General features: G+C 70.6%; 12 protein-coding genes. 10 read left to right on the forward strand and 2 right to left on the reverse strand.

The features are described from left to right. The first annotated feature begins 230 nt into the window (after positions 1 to 230). The gene (locus HEB94_RS34985) at positions 231 to 1,523 is read left to right on the forward strand and encodes an ArsB/NhaD family transporter (RefSeq protein ID WP_192753801.1); all 1,293 of its coding nucleotides are present in this window, start codon (positions 231 to 233) and stop codon (positions 1,521 to 1,523) included. On the opposite strand, the gene HEB94_RS51530 is transcribed toward HEB94_RS34985, so the two are convergent. After that, entirely contained in the window at positions 1,505 to 2,893 is a 1,389-nt protein-coding gene (locus HEB94_RS51530; protein ID WP_238361714.1) for a YhjD/YihY/BrkB family envelope integrity protein, read from the reverse strand. The genes HEB94_RS34985 and HEB94_RS51530 overlap by 19 nt on opposite strands. A gap of 18 nt (positions 2,894 to 2,911) precedes the next feature. Between HEB94_RS51530 and HEB94_RS34995 the strand changes: the two genes are divergently transcribed. Continuing rightward, positions 2,912 to 4,615: an acyl-CoA dehydrogenase family protein gene (locus HEB94_RS34995; protein ID WP_192753802.1), complete on the forward strand. Its 1,704-nt coding sequence runs from the start codon at positions 2,912 to 2,914 to the stop codon at positions 4,613 to 4,615. Positions 4,616 to 4,635: 20 nt separating this feature from the next. Continuing rightward, complete coding sequence (locus HEB94_RS35000; RefSeq protein ID WP_192753803.1) at positions 4,636 to 5,916, forward strand: serine hydroxymethyltransferase; 1,281 nt, start codon at positions 4,636 to 4,638, stop codon at positions 5,914 to 5,916. 43 nt (positions 5,917 to 5,959) lie between these two features. On the opposite strand, the gene HEB94_RS35005 is transcribed toward HEB94_RS35000, so the two are convergent. Continuing rightward, complete coding sequence (locus HEB94_RS35005) at positions 5,960 to 7,132, reverse strand: Uma2 family endonuclease (protein ID WP_192753804.1); 1,173 nt, start codon at positions 7,130 to 7,132, stop codon at positions 5,960 to 5,962. A 132-nt stretch (positions 7,133 to 7,264) separates the two neighbouring features. Between HEB94_RS35005 and HEB94_RS35010 the strand changes: the two genes are divergently transcribed. The 7 genes from HEB94_RS35010 to glgX all read left to right on the forward strand — a co-directional run bounded on the left by HEB94_RS35010 (position 7,265) and on the right by glgX (position 15,584). After that, positions 7,265 to 8,029 (forward strand): DUF2306 domain-containing protein, encoded by a 765-nt coding sequence (locus HEB94_RS35010; protein ID WP_192753805.1) that lies wholly within the window; start codon positions 7,265 to 7,267, stop codon positions 8,027 to 8,029. Positions 8,030 to 8,343: 314 nt separating this feature from the next. Next, positions 8,344 to 10,047, forward strand: coding sequence for a nitrite/sulfite reductase (locus tag HEB94_RS35015; protein WP_192753806.1), 1,704 nt, complete (start codon positions 8,344 to 8,346; stop codon positions 10,045 to 10,047). After that, positions 10,044 to 10,190, forward strand: coding sequence for a hypothetical protein (locus HEB94_RS35020; protein ID WP_192753807.1), 147 nt, complete (start codon positions 10,044 to 10,046; stop codon positions 10,188 to 10,190). The genes HEB94_RS35015 and HEB94_RS35020 overlap by 4 nt, the downstream gene beginning before the upstream one ends. Then, positions 10,187 to 10,903 (forward strand): phosphoadenylyl-sulfate reductase, encoded by a 717-nt coding sequence (locus HEB94_RS35025; protein ID WP_238361715.1) that lies wholly within the window; start codon positions 10,187 to 10,189, stop codon positions 10,901 to 10,903. Before HEB94_RS35020 ends, HEB94_RS35025 begins: the two co-directional genes overlap by 4 nt. Continuing rightward, positions 10,900 to 12,126 (forward strand): uroporphyrinogen-III C-methyltransferase, encoded by a 1,227-nt coding sequence (gene cobA, locus HEB94_RS35030; RefSeq protein ID WP_192753808.1) that lies wholly within the window; start codon positions 10,900 to 10,902, stop codon positions 12,124 to 12,126. Before HEB94_RS35025 ends, cobA begins: the two co-directional genes overlap by 4 nt. A 1-nt stretch (position 12,127) precedes the next feature. Beyond that, positions 12,128 to 12,847, forward strand: a complete 720-nt coding sequence (locus HEB94_RS35035; RefSeq protein ID WP_192753809.1) for a CbiX/SirB N-terminal domain-containing protein — start codon at positions 12,128 to 12,130, stop codon at positions 12,845 to 12,847. A 640-nt stretch (positions 12,848 to 13,487) separates the two neighbouring features. Beyond that, positions 13,488 to 15,584 carry a glycogen debranching protein GlgX gene (gene glgX / locus HEB94_RS35040; RefSeq protein WP_192753810.1) on the forward strand — a complete coding sequence of 699 codons (2,097 nt, stop codon included), beginning with the start codon at positions 13,488 to 13,490 and terminating at the stop codon, positions 15,582 to 15,584. Positions 15,585 to 15,672 lie beyond the last annotated feature (88 nt).

A 15,672-nucleotide genomic window follows, 5' to 3' on the forward strand; every position in this document is an offset into this window, starting at 1 on the left:
TCCCATGTCGGGCCGCCCACGACCGCGTTCCGTACGGTCCACTCGAACGACGCCACCCTCGCCGTGACCGCCCCTCAGCGTCCCCCGAACCCCACGACGTCCCGCCCGCCGGTCCCGAGGAGGAACCCGCCCAACTCTGACCCCAACTGCCAGACGACGACACCGCCCTCCCGCCGCGCCCCGGCCCGCGCGCCGCGCGCCGCCCGCCCACGACCAAGGACGGAGCCGCGATGACCGCCGCCCTTGCCATCTCGATCTTCGTACTCGCCTACGTCCTCATCGCCACCGAGCGGATCCACCGGGTGGCGGCCGCGCTTGGTGGTGCCGCCCTGATGGCGGTCGCCGGGATCGTCGACGCCCACTCGGCGTTATTCGCCGAGGAGACCGGTGTCGAGTGGAACGTCATCTTCCTGCTGCTCGGCATGATGATCATCGTCAGCATCCTGAAACAGACCGGGCTGTTCCAGTACCTCGCCATCTGGGCGGCCAAGCGCGCCCGCGGCCGGCCCTACCGGCTGATGGTGCTGCTGATCCTGCTCACCGCGCTCCTGTCCCCGGTGCTGGACAACGTCACCACCGTGTTGTTGGTCGCCCCGGTGACGGTGCTGGTGTGTCGCCGGCTCGGCCTACCGGTCGCGCCGTACCTCATCGCGGAGGCACTGGCCTCCAACATCGGTGGCACCGCCACGCTCATCGGCGACCCGCCTAACATCATCATCGGGGCCCGGGCGAACCTGTCGTTCAACGACTTCCTGCTGAACCTCGCCCCCATCGTCGTCGTCCTGATGGCGGTGTTCATCCTGTTGTGCAGGTACCTCTTCCGCGACACCCTGCGGCTGCGGCCCGAGCATCCGGCCGACCTCATGGACCTCGACGAACGGGAGGCGATCACCGATCCGAAGCGGCTGGTCCGCTGTCTCGTCGTGCTCGGCATGGTCGTGGTGGCGTTCGGTCTGCACTCCGTCCTGCACCTCGAACCCTCGATCATCGCGCTGCTCGGCGCCGGGGCGATGGTGGTCGTCTCCGACGCGAGGCCGCAGGAGTTCCTGGAGGAGGTCGAGTGGCCGACGCTGGTGTTCTTCATGGGCCTGTTCATCCTGGTCGGCGGCCTGGTGCGGGCGGGGGTCATCGAGCGGTTGGGTGAGGCGGCGATCTCCGCCGTCGGCGGCGACTACGTCCTCGCGGCGGCCGGCCTGCTGTTCGGCTCGGCCGTCCTCGGCGCGTTCGTCGACAACATCCCGTACGTCGCGACGATGGCGCCGATCGTGCAAGACCTCGTCGAGGCGGCACCCGATGCCGAGCAGGGCGGCGCGCTGTGGTGGGCGTTCGCGCTCGGCGCCGACCTCGGAGGGAACGCCACGGCGGTCGCCGCGAGCGCCAACGTCGTCGTCATCGGCATCGCGGCCCGCAACGGCGAGCCGATCAGCTTCTGGAAGTTCACGAAGTACGGCGCCGTCGTCACCGCCGTGACGGTGTCGCTCGCCTGGCCATACGTCTGGCTGCGCTACTTCGCCTTCGGGTGACCACTGTGTCCTCTGGCTGGTCCGGGCGGTTCCGGCCGGCCCGGCCGGGGCAGGTGCGCGCGTACGCCGGATCCGCGCGGGGTCGTGACTGCCGGGTGTTCCGGCGTCGCCTCCCGTTCCTCCGGACGCGACCCGGATCCCGGTGACGGGGTGGTCCCCTCCGACGTCGGAGCCTGATCGGGTGGCGGACCCGGCCGGTCCGGCTCGGGTTCGGTGGCTCCCTCCGCCGTCCGCTCCGCGTCGTGGCTCTCGTCGGTGCCGGTCCCCTCGTCCGCGTCGTGGCTCTCGTCGGTGCCGGTTCGCTCGTCCGCCGCGGGTTCGGAGGCGGACTCGGAGGCTGGCCCGGAGACGGGCCCGGGGACGGGCTCGGAGGCAGGCTCGGAGTCCGTCCGCGCGGTGGCCTGGTCGCCGACGGCGGGTCCCTCCACCGGGTGCTTCGCCGCGGGTCCCTGCTCGCGCTCCGCTTCCGCACGCCGCTCGGCGCGCTGTTCGAGGTGACCGTGCAGGGTCGCGTTGAACGCCGCGCCGACGAGGAGCGAGATCACGATCACGTACAACCAGAGCAGCACCGCGATCGGCGCGGCGAGCGGGCCGTAGATCGAGGTGCTGCCGACCGTGTTGCTCAGGACCGTGCGCAACAGGAAACTGCCGAGCAACCACAGCAGCATCGCGAGCACCGCACCGCCGAGATCGTGCAGCCACGGCGTCCGCTCGGGAAGTGCCAGGTGGTAGAGCGTGGTGAGGAACGCCGTCGACACCACCATGACGATCGGCCAGTAGAGCGTGGCCAGGAAGTCCAGTCGGCTCGGCAGGAGGGCGTCGACCAGCGTCGGACCCGCGAGCACCAACGGGATGACCACGATGCCGATCGCGAGGGCGATGACGTACATCGTGAACGACAGGATCCGGGTCCGGACGATCCCGCGCCTGCCGCCCATGCCGTACATGATCGTGATGGTGTCGATGAAGACGTTGAGTGCGCGCGAACCCGACCACAGCGCGAGCACGAAGCCGATGGAGATGACCTCCGCCCGGCCGCGTTCGAGGACGGCGTCCACGGTCGGGACGATCACGCTCTGGACGCTCTGCTCGGTCAGTGCCCGCCGGGCGAGCTCGACGAGCTCCCGCTTGACGGTCTCGATCGCCTGGGGGCCGAAACCCCCGACGACGTACCCCACCGAACCGGCCAGACCGAACACCAGCGGTGGTAGGGAGAGGATGGCGAAGAATGCACCTTCGGCGGCGAGGCCGGTCACGCGGTAGCGCAGACAGACCCTGATCGTTCCGCGAGCCAGGCGCCAGGCCACGGAAGCGCGGATCTTCTGGTGTGTCCCGATTCCCGGTCGCGCCCCGGATGGCCCCGCTTCCATGAGGCATACGGTAACGACATGGAGTCCTCGCGCCCCGCGACCTACCTCCACAACGGCCAGCGCGCGTCGTCCGCGACCCATGTCGTGGTCAACCAACCACCGCCGCTGCAGCCGTACGACGCCTATGCCGCGGACGCGCCACTGCGAGAGGCGCTCGCGCGCTGGGCGCAACCCGCACTTGACGCCACGGCCGGCTCCCGGCTCGCCGAGATCGGGATCGCGGCCGGTTCGGCGGCCGTGCGCGACTGGGCCTTCGACGCGCACCGGCATCCGCCGCGGCTGCTCACCCACGACCGGTACGGCGCGCGGGTCGACGAGGTGGAGTTCCATCCGTCCTGGCACCGGTTGGTCGACCGGGCCGTCGGTTGGGGCCTGCACGCCACGCCGTGGTCCTCGCCGGAGCCCGCGCCCCACCTCACCCGGGCGGCGGGCTTCTACCTGTGGAGTCAGGCGGAGGCGGGGAACGGGTGCCCGATCTCGATGACGTACGCCGCGGTGCCGGCCCTGCGCGCCGACGGCGACCTGGCCGCCGCCTGGACGCCCGCGCTTTCGAGTACGTCGTACGACCCCGGGCTTCGTCCGGTCGGAGCCAAGCGCGGCGCGCTCGCCGGAATGGCGATGACGGAGAAGCAGGGCGGCTCCGACGTCCGTGCCAACACGACCCGGGCCGAGCCGGCCGGCCCGCCGGGCGAGTACGCCCTGACCGGCCACAAGTGGTTCTGCTCCGCTCCGATGTGTGACGTCTTCCTCGTCCTCGCGCAGGCACCGGGCGGCCTCACCTGCTTCGTCGTCCCGCGGGTCCTGCCCGACGGCACCCGCAACACCTTCCGGCTGATGCGGCTCAAGGACAAGCTCGGGAACCGGTCCAACGCCTCCGCGGAGGTGGAGTTCGACTCGACGTGGGGCCAGCGGCTCGGTGAGGAGGGACGCGGCGTACCGGCCATCATCGCGATGGTGGCCGCCACCCGGCTCGACTGCGTACTGACCTCGGCCGCCCTGATGCGGCGGGCGGTCACCGAGGCGGTCTGGCACGCCACCCATCGGGAGGCCTTCGGCCGGCTCCTCGCCGACCAGCCGGCGATGGTGAACGTCCTGGCCGACCTCGCGCTGGAGCAGGAGGCGGCCACGACGCTCGCGATGCGTCTCGCGGCGGCCGTGGACGCCTCCGCCGACCCGGCCGAACGCGCGTTGCTGCGGATCGCCCTGCCCGCCGCGAAGTACTTCGTCTGCAAGCGGGCGTCCGCGGTCGCCGCCGAGGCCCTCGAATGTCTCGGCGGGAACGGCTACGTCGAGGAGTCCGGCCTGCCGATGCTCTACCGCGAGGCGCCGCTCAACTCGATCTGGGAGGGGTCGGGTTCGGTTCAGGCGCTCGACGTCCTGCGCGCCCTCCAGCGCGAACCCGGCGCACTCGAGGCCTGGCTCGGTGAGGTCGCGCCGGCCCAGGGCGCCGATCCCCGCTTCGACCGCGCCGTCGAAGGACTGCTGAACTCCCTGGCCGACCTGACCGAACCCGAGTACGGCGCCCGGCGGCTGGCCGAACGCCTGACGCTGGTCCTGCAGGGCGCGCTCCTCCTTCGGTACGCGCCCGCCGAGGTCGCCGACGCCTTCTGCGCGTCCCGCCTCGGCCCGGACGGTTCCTCGACCCTCGGCACCCTGCCCGGCGGCCTCGACGCCGCGGCGATCCTCGCCCGCTCCGACCCCGGTCGCCGCGATCGGCCCTAGCTTCGCCCCAGGAGGAGATCATGACCGAACCCACCGGCCCGTTGGACCTGACCGCCCACCTCGCGCAGGCCGATCCGCGCGTCGCCGAACTCGTCGAGGCGGAGGGCCGCCGCCAGTTCGAGAAGATCCGGCTCATCCCGAGCGAGAACTACGTCTCCCGCGCGGTGCTGGAGGCCACGGCCACGGTGCTGACCAACAAGTACTCCGAGGGCTACGCGCACCGGCGCTACTACGAGGGTCAGCAACTCATCGACGAGGTGGAGGACCTCGCCGTCGCCCGGGCGCGGTCACTCTTCGGCGTCGACCACGCCAACGTCCAGCCGTACTCCGGCTCACCGGCCAATCTCGCCATCTACCTGGCGTTCCTGCGGCCCGGCGACACCTTCCTCTCCCTCGAACTGTCCCACGGAGGCCACCTCACCCACGGTTCACCGGTCTCCGCCACCGGCATCTGGTTCCGGCCGGTCCACTACGGCGTCGACCGGGAGACCGGCCGGGTCGACATGGACCAGGTGCGCGACATCGCCCTCCGCGAACGTCCGAAGCTGATCTTCTGTGGTGGGACCGCGATCCCCCGGCTGATCGACTTCGAGGCGTTCGCGCGGGTGGCGAACGAGGTGGGCGCGCTCCTCGTGGCCGACATCGCGCACATCGCGGGGCTCGTCGCGGGCGGCGTCCACCCCTCGCCGGTCGGGCACGCCGAGGTGATCTCGACGACCACCCACAAGACGCTCCGGGGCCCGCGCGGCGCGATGCTGATGAGCACCGAGGAGCACGCGAAGGCCATCGACAAGGCCGTCTTCCCCGGCCTGCAGGGCGGACCGCACAACCACACCACGGCCGCCATCGCGGTCGCGCTGCGTGAGGCCGCGACGGAGGAGTTCCGGCGCTACGCCGCCCAGATCGTCGCGAACGCGAAGGCGCTCGCCGAGGCGCTCACCGAGCGCGGCTTCTCACTCGTGTCCGGTGGTACGGACAACCACCTGATCCTGATCGACCTGGCGACCCGGGAGATCGCCGGCAAGCCGGCGGCGAAGGCGCTTGACCGGGCCGGGATCGAACTCAACTTCAACACGGTGCCCTTCGACCCGCGCAAGCCCTGGTCACCGTCGGGAATCCGGATCGGAACCCCCGCCGTCACGACCCGCGGGATGCGGCCCGAGCACATGGCCCAGATCGCGGCCTGGATGGACGACGCGATCGAGGCGGCGAAGAAGGACGACGGTGAGGCCCTGGACGCCATCGCCGGTCAGGTCCGCGACTTCACCCGAGCCTTCCCGATCCCCGGCTGGCCGAACTGACCCCGGCGCGCCGGCCCGCCGGCGTGGACACCGGGGAGGCGGTTCACTGGATGGTGACGGCGAATGGCACCGTCGCCTCGAACTTCTCACCCCGCTTCACCTCCGCGACGATGCCGTACCGCTCGGGTGCCACGAGCGCCTCCACGAAGAGGGTCCCTCCGACATCGACCCGCCAGTAGGCGGGAACTCCGGCCCGGGCGTACTTGATCGCCTTGCTCCCCCGGTCGAGGTCTCGGCTCTGGTCGGTCTCGACCTCCACCACCAGGCCGACGCCGGAGGTGGTCCATCCTGCGTCCGTCACCGCGCCGGGGGCGAACGCGGCGAGGTCGGGACGCAGACTCCCGCCAGGGACCCGCACACCCTCGCCCGCGCCGATTCGCCACCCGGTCGGCGTCGCGGCACGCAACGTCACCAGCAGTGCCTCGACGACACGTTGGTGCTCGCCGTGAGCCGGCGCGGTGGCGAGCAGGTTTCCGTCGAGGATCTCGTAGCGGTGGCCGTCGTCGGGGAGTTCCGCCAGGTCGGTCTCGGACCACTGCCGCGGCCGGATCGACGCGAACTCCTGCCTCGACGCGATCCCGTCCCCTGCCGGAGCCAAGGCCGACTCCGGCCGCGCGTGGGTCACGAGCAGTCGTAGGGCGTCGGCGAGATCCCGACCCGTCGGCGCGCGCTCGGGGTCGGCCAACCACTGCAGGAGCATCCCGCTCAGCAGCGCCTGGTGGAACCCGCCGGCCGCCTTCGCGGCGTGCCGGTCGGCGTCCGGGTCGAGGCCCTGCAGCATGGCCGCCAGCCCGAACCGGGCCCGCTCCAGCGCGTCGGCGAAGAACTGGCGCACCTCGGGATCGTGCTCCAGCTGGGCGAAGAGCTCGAACTGCGTGGCCCACAGCTGCCGGCGGGCGGTGAACGACTCGACGAGACGCGTCCAGGTCAGCTCGAAGCGCTCGATCGGATCGCGCGCCCCGGGATCGGCGTCCGCTTCGGAGTCGGCATCCGCTTCGGCGGCACCGGCCAGCGCGTGCTCCAGCTCGTCGCCCCACTCGTTGGTCGCCTCCAGGAGGGCAGCGCGCAGGAGCGCCTGGGTGGAGCCGAAGTGGTAGCCGATCGCGGCGAGGCTGACGCCGGACGCCGTGGCGATGTCACGCGCCGTCGTCCGCGCGTACCCCTTCGCGAACAGGCAGCGCTGAGCTCCGGCCAGCAGGGCCTCGCGATTTCCCATGGCAATGACCTTAGCTTCGCTTCCGCGTCAGCGCACGTTCGTCTTGGACAAATGTTGTAGACAAACGTATGAGACGCTCGTACAGTCAGCGTCAAACGCGAAGCAACTGCTGACCCGGACAGGGGGATCACCATGACCATCGCGACCGACACGGCGGGCCGCGGACCTGAGGAGACGAGCCGCGAACGACGCCCTGAGCGCCCCGGAGGGCGACCTGGCACCCGGCGGCAGTTGTTCTGGGTGGTCCCGCTGCTGATCGTCATGGTCGGGTTCCTGGCCTACTCGTTGCCGCCCTATCTGGGTCTGGACCCGACCCAGTCCCGACTGCCGGTCCACGAGAGCTTTCCGCCCTACTACGTCCTGTTGGTGACACACATCTTCTGCGGTTCGGTCGCACTTCTGACCGGCTGCCTGCAGATGTGGCCCTGGCTGCGGCAACGACACCCGCGGGTGCACCGCTGGAGCGGGCGGCTCTACTTCTTCGCCGGGTGCCTCCCGGCCGGCCTGGCGGTTCTCGTCGTCGCCCCGATGAGCAGCACCGGCCTGGTCGGCGCGGTGGGCAACACGATGCTCGCGGTGCTGTGGCTGCCGATCACGATCGCGGGTTACCGGGCCGCCCGGCAGCGCCGGTACGGCGAGCACCGTAAGTGGATGATCCGTAGCTTCGCGTTGACCACCTCGATCGTGCTGAACCGCGTGTGGATGGTGCTCTGGATCGTGATCCTCACGCCCAGCCTGGACACCACCTACGTCGGCGACATGGACGCCCTGATCCACGACGCGACCCTGGTCAGCATCTGGTTGAGCTGGGTCGTCAACCTGCTCGTGGCAGAGTGGTGGCTGCAGCGCGGCAACCGGGCGCGGCGGCGGGCCAGGGCGGTCGCGGCGCGCGCCTGATTCCCTACTCAGACGATCGGGATTCGAGACGCTCGTCTCGAATCCCGGTCATTCTGGTTGCCACACCACGTCCGAATACCGCAGGCTGATCCCATGAGTGCGCCTGTCTGCCCCTTACTCGTCGGGCGGCGCCATCTCGATTTTGGTCGCATGCGCAGCATGCTCTGTCTTCAGGCGCGCTGACGCGCCCTTCTCCGCCCGCAGGAAGATCCTGCCAGCGGGTCCAGGGCGCCCGGTCGCGCCGGCCCCGCTGAAGCTCGTTCACGCCCATGGTCGCAGCCGCGATCATGCTCTCTCAGCGAGGAATGCACTCCATGGCCATTGCGTCCCAGTCCTCCGACCGCGCGCAGCGTCCCGCCGCTCCCCGGAAGCCGCGACCCAAGCGCGGTGAGGGACAGTGGGCGCTCGGCTACCGCGAGCCGCTCAACAAGAACGAGCAGTTCAAGAAGGACGACGATGCCCTGAACGTCCGGGCCAGGATCGAGAACATCTACGCGCACCGCGGGTTCGACTCCATCGACCCGAGCGACCTGCGCGGACGCTTCCGCTGGTGGGGCCTCTACACCCAGCGCAAGCCGGGCATCGACGGCGGCCGCACCGCCACCTTGGAGCCGGAGGAGCTCGACGACACCCACTTCATGCTCCGGGTGCGCATCGACGGTGGCCAGCTCACGGTCGCCCAGCTCCGCGCCATCGCCGAGGTGTCCACGACCTACGCGCGCGACAGCGCCGACGTGACCGACCGACAGAACATCCAGCTGCACTGGATCCGGATCGAGGACGTTCCCGCCATCTGGGAGCGCCTCGAGGCGGTCGGGCTGCAGACCCAGGAGGCGTGCGGTGACTGCCCCCGGGTGATCATCGCCAGCCCGGTCGCCGGGATCGCCGCCGAGGAGATCATCGACCCGACACCGGCCCTGGAGGAGATCGCCCGGCGCTACATCGGCAGCCCGGACTTCTCCAACCTGCCGCGCAAGTACAAGACGGCGCTCACCGGTCACCCCAACCACGACGTCGCGCCGGAGGTCAACGACATCGCCTTCGTCGGTGTCGTGCACCCCGAACACGGGCCGGGCTTCGACGTCTGGGTCGGCGGCGGACTCTCCACCAACCCGATGCTCGCCAAGCGGCTCGGCGTGTGGGTGTCGCTCGAGGAGGCGCCGGACGTCTGGTGGGGCGTCACCAGCATCTTCCGCGACTACGGCTACCGGCGACTGCGGCACCGCGCCCGGATCAAGTTCTTGATGGCCGACTGGGGTCCGGAGAAGTTCCGCGACGTACTCGAGAACGAATACCTCAAGCGAAAGCTGGCCGACGGCCCCGCCCCGGAGATCCCGGCTGTTCCAGGTGACCACGTGGGCATCCACCAGCAGAAGGACGGTCGCTACTTCGTCGGCGTCGCGCCCGTGGTCGGCCGGGTGTCGGGCACCCTGCTCGGCAAGCTCGCCGACGCGGTCGAGGCGCACGGATCGGACCGGATCCGGACCACGGCGCACCAGAAGCTGCTCGTGCTCGACGTCGAACAGGACCAGGTCGAGCCGCTGGTGGCCACCCTGGCCGACCTCGGTCTGCACGCCCGGCCCTCGGGCTGGCGCCGGAACACGATGGCGTGCACCGGCCTGGAGTACTGCAAGCTCGCGATCGTCGAGACCAAGGCCAGGGCCCACTGGCTGATCGAGGAGATGGAGCGTCGCATCCCCGAACTCGACGTCCCGATCACCGTCAACCTCAACGGCTGCCCCAACTCCTGCGCCCGCATCCAGGTGGCCGACATCGGCCTGAAGGGCCAGATCGTCCTCGACACCGAGGGCCGACAGGTCGAGGGATACCAGGTCCACCTCGGCGGCGGCCTCGGCCTGGATGCCGGGTTCGGCCGCAAGCTTCGCGGCCTGAAGGTCACCGCGGAGGAGCTGCCCGACTACGTCGAACGCGTCGTACGCCACTATCTCGACCAGCGCGAGGCTGAGGAACGCTTCGCGCAGTGGGTCACCCGAGCCCCGGAGGAGGCCCTCTCATGACCGAGCGCGCCACACCCTTCTACTGCCCTTACTGCGCGGACGAGGACCTCCGTCCCGCGGCGGACCAGCACGGAGCCTGGGAGTGCCGCGGCTGCACCCGCGTGTTCTCGGTGAAGTTCATCGGCATGGTGGTGCACTCATGAGTCTCGCGATGGAGGCACCCGACCGCTGCCGCGACGAGCTCGAGGCGCTCGCCACGAAGGCCGGACATGAGCTGGCGGACGCGTCCGCGGCCGAGATCCTCGCCTGGGCGGCGGACACGTTCGGTGCGCGCTTCTGCGTGACGTCCTCCATGCAGGACACGGTGCTCTCCCACCTCGCCTCGAGCGTCGCACCGGGCGTCGACGTGGTGTTCCTCGACACCGGCTACCACTTCGCCGAGACCCTCGGGACGGCGGACGCGGCGTCGGTCGTCATCCCGATCAACCTCGTCACCGTGCGCCCACGCCAGACCGTGGCGGAGCAGGACGCGACCCTCGGGCCGGAGCTGTACCGGCGTAACCCCGAGCTGTGCTGCCAGCTCCGCAAGGTGGCACCGCTCGAGCGCGCGCTGACGTCCTACGACGCCTGGGCGACCGGCGTCCGCCGGGACGAGAGCCAGACCCGGGCCGACACCCCCGTCGTCAGCTGGAACGAGCGTCGGGGAAAGGTCAGGATCGCCCCACTCGCCTCCTGGAGACAGGAGGACGTCGACCGCTACATCACCGACAACGGGCTCCTCACCAACCCGCTGCTCGACGACGGCTACCCCTCGATCGGCTGCTGGCCGTGCACCCGACGGGTCGCCGAGGGCGAGGACCCGCGGGCGGGGCGTTGGGCCGGTCGCACGAAGACCGAGTGCGGCATCAATACATGAGCCCGACGTATCCGCTGGTCCTCGACCTGGACGGCCGGCGTGCGGTGGTCGTGGGCGGCGGCCCGGTCGGGGCTCGCCGCACGACCGGCCTGTTGGAGGCCGGCGCCATCGTCACGGTGGTCGCCCCCGCCCTGTGCGAGGACCTCGCCGTCCTGGTCGACGACGGCCGCCTCACCTGGCTCCCCCGCGAGTACGCGGAGGGCGATCTCGCCGGCGCCTGGCTTGTCCAGGCCGCCACCGCGGACGCGGAGGTCAACGCCACGGTGGCCGCCGACGCCGAGCGGGCCGGCATCTGGTGCGTACGCGCCGACGACGCCCGCACCTCGGCGGCCTGGACGCCGGCCACGGCGCGGGTCGACGACATCACGGTCGCCGTCTCGGCGAGCCGTGACCCGCGTCGCGCCCGAGCGGTGAAGGACCGGATCGCCGTCAAGCTGCAGACCGGGGAGTTGCCCCTGCGGCGGGTACGCCGCAAGCGCACCGGCCACGTCGCGCTGGTCGGCGGGGGCCCGGGCGACCCCGGGCTCATCACCACGCGAGGTCGCCGGCTGCTGGCCGACGCCGACGTCGTGGTCGTGGACCGGCTCGCTCCCCGCGCCCTGCTCGACGAACTCGACCCCGAGGTCGAGGTCATCGAGGCGGGCAAGGGACCACAGGCTCACACGCTGTCCCAGCTGGAGATCAACGACCTGCTCGTCGAGCGTGCCCGCGCCGGTCAACGGGTCGTCCGGCTCAAGGGTGGCGACCCCTTCGTGTTCGGCCGAGGCGCGGAGGAGGCCCTCGCGTGCGCTGAGGCCGGCATCCCCTGCGAGGTCGTTCCGGGCGTGACCAGCGCGGTGGCCGTACCCGCGGCCGCCGGCATCCCGGTGACCCATCGGGGCGTCACCCGGCAGTTCACCGTCATCTCGGCCCACTCCGCCCACCCCGGCGAGGGACCCGACTGGGCGTCCCTCGCGGCGGTCGAGGGCACACTGGTCTTCCTGATGGGAGTGAGCCAGCTTCCCCTCGTAGTCGAGGGACTCCGCGCTCATGGACGGTCTCCGGCGACGCCGGTGGCCGTCATCGAGCGGGGCACCCTCGCCGACCAGCGCACCACGACCGGAACGCTGGAGACGATCGTGGCCACCGCCACCGAGCGGGGGGTCCGCTCCCCCGCCGTGATCATCGTGGGCGAGGTGGTCACGGTGGCCGAGGAACTCGCCACCGTCGTACGGAGGCCATGACGTGAGCACCGGAGTGCTGGTGGTCGCACACGGGAGCCGGGACCCGCGTGCGGCACCGGTGGCTCGGCGCGTCGCGGCCGACGTGGCCGCCCAACTCCCAGGAGTGGCGACGGCGGCCGCGTTCCTCGAACTCTGCGCTCCCTCCCCGACGGAGGCACTCGACCAACTGGCGGACAGCGGGGTCGAGGACGTCGCCGTCGTGCCCTATCTGCTGAGCGACGCCTACCACTCCAGGGTGGACCTGCCGGCCGTCGCCGATCTCGCCCGCGCCCGCGGCTGGACCGCCCGGTTGGGTCAGGTGCTCGGGCCGGACCCAAGACTCCTCGACGCACTGGGTACGCGGCTGGAGGAGGCTCTGGGCGGAGCCGAGGTCGACGCGGTGGTGCTCGCCGCGGCCGGGTCGAGCGACGTCTCGGCCAACCGCACGGTCGGACGGGTCGCCACCGATCTGGGCGCCCGTCTTGGTTTACCCGCTCTGTGTGCTTTCGCGTCGGCGGCGACGCCCACGGTCGCCACGGCCGTCGAGCAGTTCCGCAGCTGCGGTTCGGCGCGTGTCGCGGTCGCGACCTACCTGCTCGCTCCCGGCTTCTTCGCCGACCAGATCCGGGACGCCGCCTTGGCCGCGGGAGCCGTCGCCGTCAGCGAGCCGCTGGGCGCCTGCCCCGAGGTCGCGCACATCGTCGTCGACCGCGCGCGACTGGCCTGTCCCGACCAGATCTGATCCGACCAGATCTGATCCGACCGGATCTGATCCGACCAGGTCCGCCCGGACCGGGACAGATCCGGCCCAACTGGTCCGGCCTGACCTGACCGGCCCGAAGGCGCGCCAGGCGTCGGATCTCGGTCGGAGTCGACGGCGCCGCTCCAGCGCGCCGGAGCGGCGTGGCGGGTTCCGCGAGACGCCGATATTTCCGGCCGTCCGGCCCGGTCGGGGGCCTCGAGGCGGGCAGCCGCCCTCGACGATCCGGATCCCGCCGACGCCCTCCCTCCGTTGGTGACCGCGTCGTTTCGCACCGGCACGCGGACGTTGCCGACGCCATCTGGGCGTCGCCCGAGCCAGACCGTAGGGTGTTTTCCTGGGCTCCTGGCACGATCGCCACGCGCCGGCGGGAGCGCTCGGGCGCGACGATCCCAGTCTCCCGGTCAGCGAGGTCCCAGCACGGCGGTGCACCCGCACCAAGAATGTCGGAAAACCCTGCCCTGATTGGACATTGCGTGCTCTGCTCTCCTATGGGTCCAGGGCCTTCCAGGACGGTGGAGCCACCGGCTGGAAGGGATCCCTCCAAACTGGACAGAGGCGACGTATCGCCCGCCAGCGGACCTGGCAGTATTCGCGCAAGAGGACGAGGAAAGGAACGCTGATGGTCGAGGTCTGGCCGGGAACGCCGTACCCCCTGGGCGCGACGTTCGACGGTGCGGGGACCAACTTCGCCCTGTTCAGCGAGGTGGCCGAGGCCGTCGAACTCTGTCTCTTCGACGCCGACGGCACAGAGACCCGGCTCTCGCTCAGCGAGCGAGAGGCCTCGGTCTGGCACGGCTACGTGGCCCGGGTCGGTCCGGGGCAGCGATACGGCTACCGCGTCCACGGTCCCTACGCACCCAGCAAGGGCCAACGCTGCAACCCGGCGAAACTGCTGCTCGACCCCTACGCGAAGGCCGTAGAGGGCGAGATCGACTGGGACGAGGCGCTCTTCTCCTACCGCTTCGAAAACCCCGAGACGCTCAACACCCTCGACTCCGGCCCGCACATGATGAAGTCGGTCGTGGTCAACCCGTACTTCGACTGGCAGGACGACCGGCCGCCCCGGCGGCCCTACCACGAGACGGTCATCTACGAGGCGCACGTACGCGGCCTCACCATCGACCACCCGGAGATCCCGGAGGAGATCCGCGGTACCTACGCGGGGCTCGCCTCACCCGCGATGATCGAGCACCTGCGCTCCCTCGGTGTCACCGCCGTCGAACTCATGCCCGTCCACCAGTTCGTGCATGACGACCTGTTGCTCCAGAAGGGCCTGCGCAACTACTGGGGCTACAACACGATCGGATACTTCGCGCCGCACAACGCCTACTCCTCGACCGGCCAGCTCGGCCAGCAGGTGCTGGAGTTCAAGGCGATGGTGCGGGCCCTGCACCGGGCGGAGATCGAGGTCATCCTCGACGTCGTCTACAACCACACGGCCGAGGGCAACCAGCAGGGACCGACGCTCGCGTTCCGGGGCATCGACAACGCCGCCTACTACCGCCTGGTCGACCACGACAAGCGCTACTACACCGACACGACGGGCACCGGCAACAGCCTGCTCATGCGCCACCCGCACGTCCTGCAGCTGATCATGGACTCGCTGCGCCACTGGGTGACCGAGATGCACGTCGACGGCTTCCGGTTCGACCTCGCGGCCACGCTCGCCCGGCAGTTCCACGAGGTCGACCGCCTCTCGGCGTTCTTCGACCTGGTCCAACAGGACCCGGTCGTCTCGCAGGTGAAGCTCATCGCCGAGCCCTGGGACGTGGGTCCCGGTGGTTACCAGGTCGGCAACTTCCCGCCGGTGTGGACCGAGTGGAACGGCAAGTACCGCGACTGCGTGCGCGACTTCTGGCGGGGCCAGCCCGCGACGCTGGGCGAGTTCGCCATGCGGCTCACCGGCTCCTCCGACCTCTACGAGGACGACGGCCGCAAGCCGTACGCCTCGATCAACTTCATCACCGCCCACGACGGCTTCACCCTGCGCGACCTCGTGTCGTACAACAACAAGCACAACGAGGCCAACGGCGAGAACAACGCCGACGGCACGAGCGACAACCGGTCCTGGAACTCCGGCGCGGAGGGCGAGACGGACGACCCGGGCGTCCTCGCTCTGCGGCGGCGCCAGCAGCGCAACTTCCTCGCCACGCTCTTCCTCTCCCAGGGCGTGCCGATGATCCTGCACGGCGACGAGTTCGGACGCACCCAGGGCGGCAACAACAACGCCTACTCCCAGGACAACGAGGTCTCCTGGGTCGACTGGGCCAACACCGACTCCGACCTGCTCGCCTTCACCCGTGCGGTGAGCGAGCTCCGCGCCGCGCACCCGGTGTTCCGGCGTCGCCGGTTCTTCGACGGCCTCGGCAGTGGCGAGCAACTCGGCGACGTCGCCTGGCTCAAGCCGGACGGCACCGACATGACCGGCCGGGACTGGACGGCGGGCTTCGCCAAGTCGCTGATGGTGTTCCTCAACGGCGAGGCGATCCAGGAGCCCGGCAGCCAGGGCGAGCGGATCGTCGACGACTGCTTCCTGCTCCTGTTCAACGCCTCCGAGGAGGACCTGGAGTTCTCGATCCCGTCGGAGAAGTACGGCTCGGCGTGGGAGCCGGTGCTCGACACCGCCGACGACGACCTACGGGAGCGCAGTGTCGCGATGGCCGGTGAGCAGCTCAAGCTGGTCTCCCGCTCCCTGCTGGTGCTGCGCAGAGCCTGACCGGAGGCTCGACCGGACCGGTACGGGCAATACGGCTCATACATACGGTCGTAGTCACGTCCCGCCCGACACGATGCGGGATCTCGCG

Source organism: Actinopolymorpha pittospori (assembly GCF_014873875.1).
GTDB classification, from domain to species: domain Bacteria; phylum Actinomycetota; class Actinomycetes; order Propionibacteriales; family Actinopolymorphaceae; genus Actinopolymorpha; species Actinopolymorpha pittospori.

Bases quoted from the DNA above. Each gene is read 5' to 3' on its own strand.
- HEB94_RS35015 (WP_192753806.1), top strand. From the start codon at position 8,344: ATGGCCATTGCGTCCCAGTCCTCCGACCGCGCGCAGCGTCCCGCCGCT.
- cobA (WP_192753808.1), top strand. From the start codon at position 10,900: ATGAGCCCGACGTATCCGCTGGTCCTCGACCTGGACGGCCGGCGTGCG.
- HEB94_RS35010 (WP_192753805.1), top strand. From the start codon at position 7,265: ATGACCATCGCGACCGACACGGCGGGCCGCGGACCTGAGGAGACGAGC.
- HEB94_RS51530 (WP_238361714.1), bottom strand. From the start codon at position 2,893: ATGGAAGCGGGGCCATCCGGGGCGCGACCGGGAATCGGGACACACCAG.
- HEB94_RS34995 (WP_192753802.1), top strand. From the start codon at position 2,912: ATGGAGTCCTCGCGCCCCGCGACCTACCTCCACAACGGCCAGCGCGCG.
- HEB94_RS35020 (WP_192753807.1), top strand. From the start codon at position 10,044: ATGACCGAGCGCGCCACACCCTTCTACTGCCCTTACTGCGCGGACGAG.
- HEB94_RS35000 (WP_192753803.1), top strand. From the start codon at position 4,636: ATGACCGAACCCACCGGCCCGTTGGACCTGACCGCCCACCTCGCGCAG.
- HEB94_RS34985 (WP_192753801.1), top strand. From the start codon at position 231: ATGACCGCCGCCCTTGCCATCTCGATCTTCGTACTCGCCTACGTCCTC.
- glgX (WP_192753810.1), top strand. From the start codon at position 13,488: ATGGTCGAGGTCTGGCCGGGAACGCCGTACCCCCTGGGCGCGACGTTC.
- HEB94_RS35005 (WP_192753804.1), bottom strand. From the start codon at position 7,132: ATGGGAAATCGCGAGGCCCTGCTGGCCGGAGCTCAGCGCTGCCTGTTC.
- HEB94_RS35025 (WP_238361715.1), top strand. From the start codon at position 10,187: ATGAGTCTCGCGATGGAGGCACCCGACCGCTGCCGCGACGAGCTCGAG.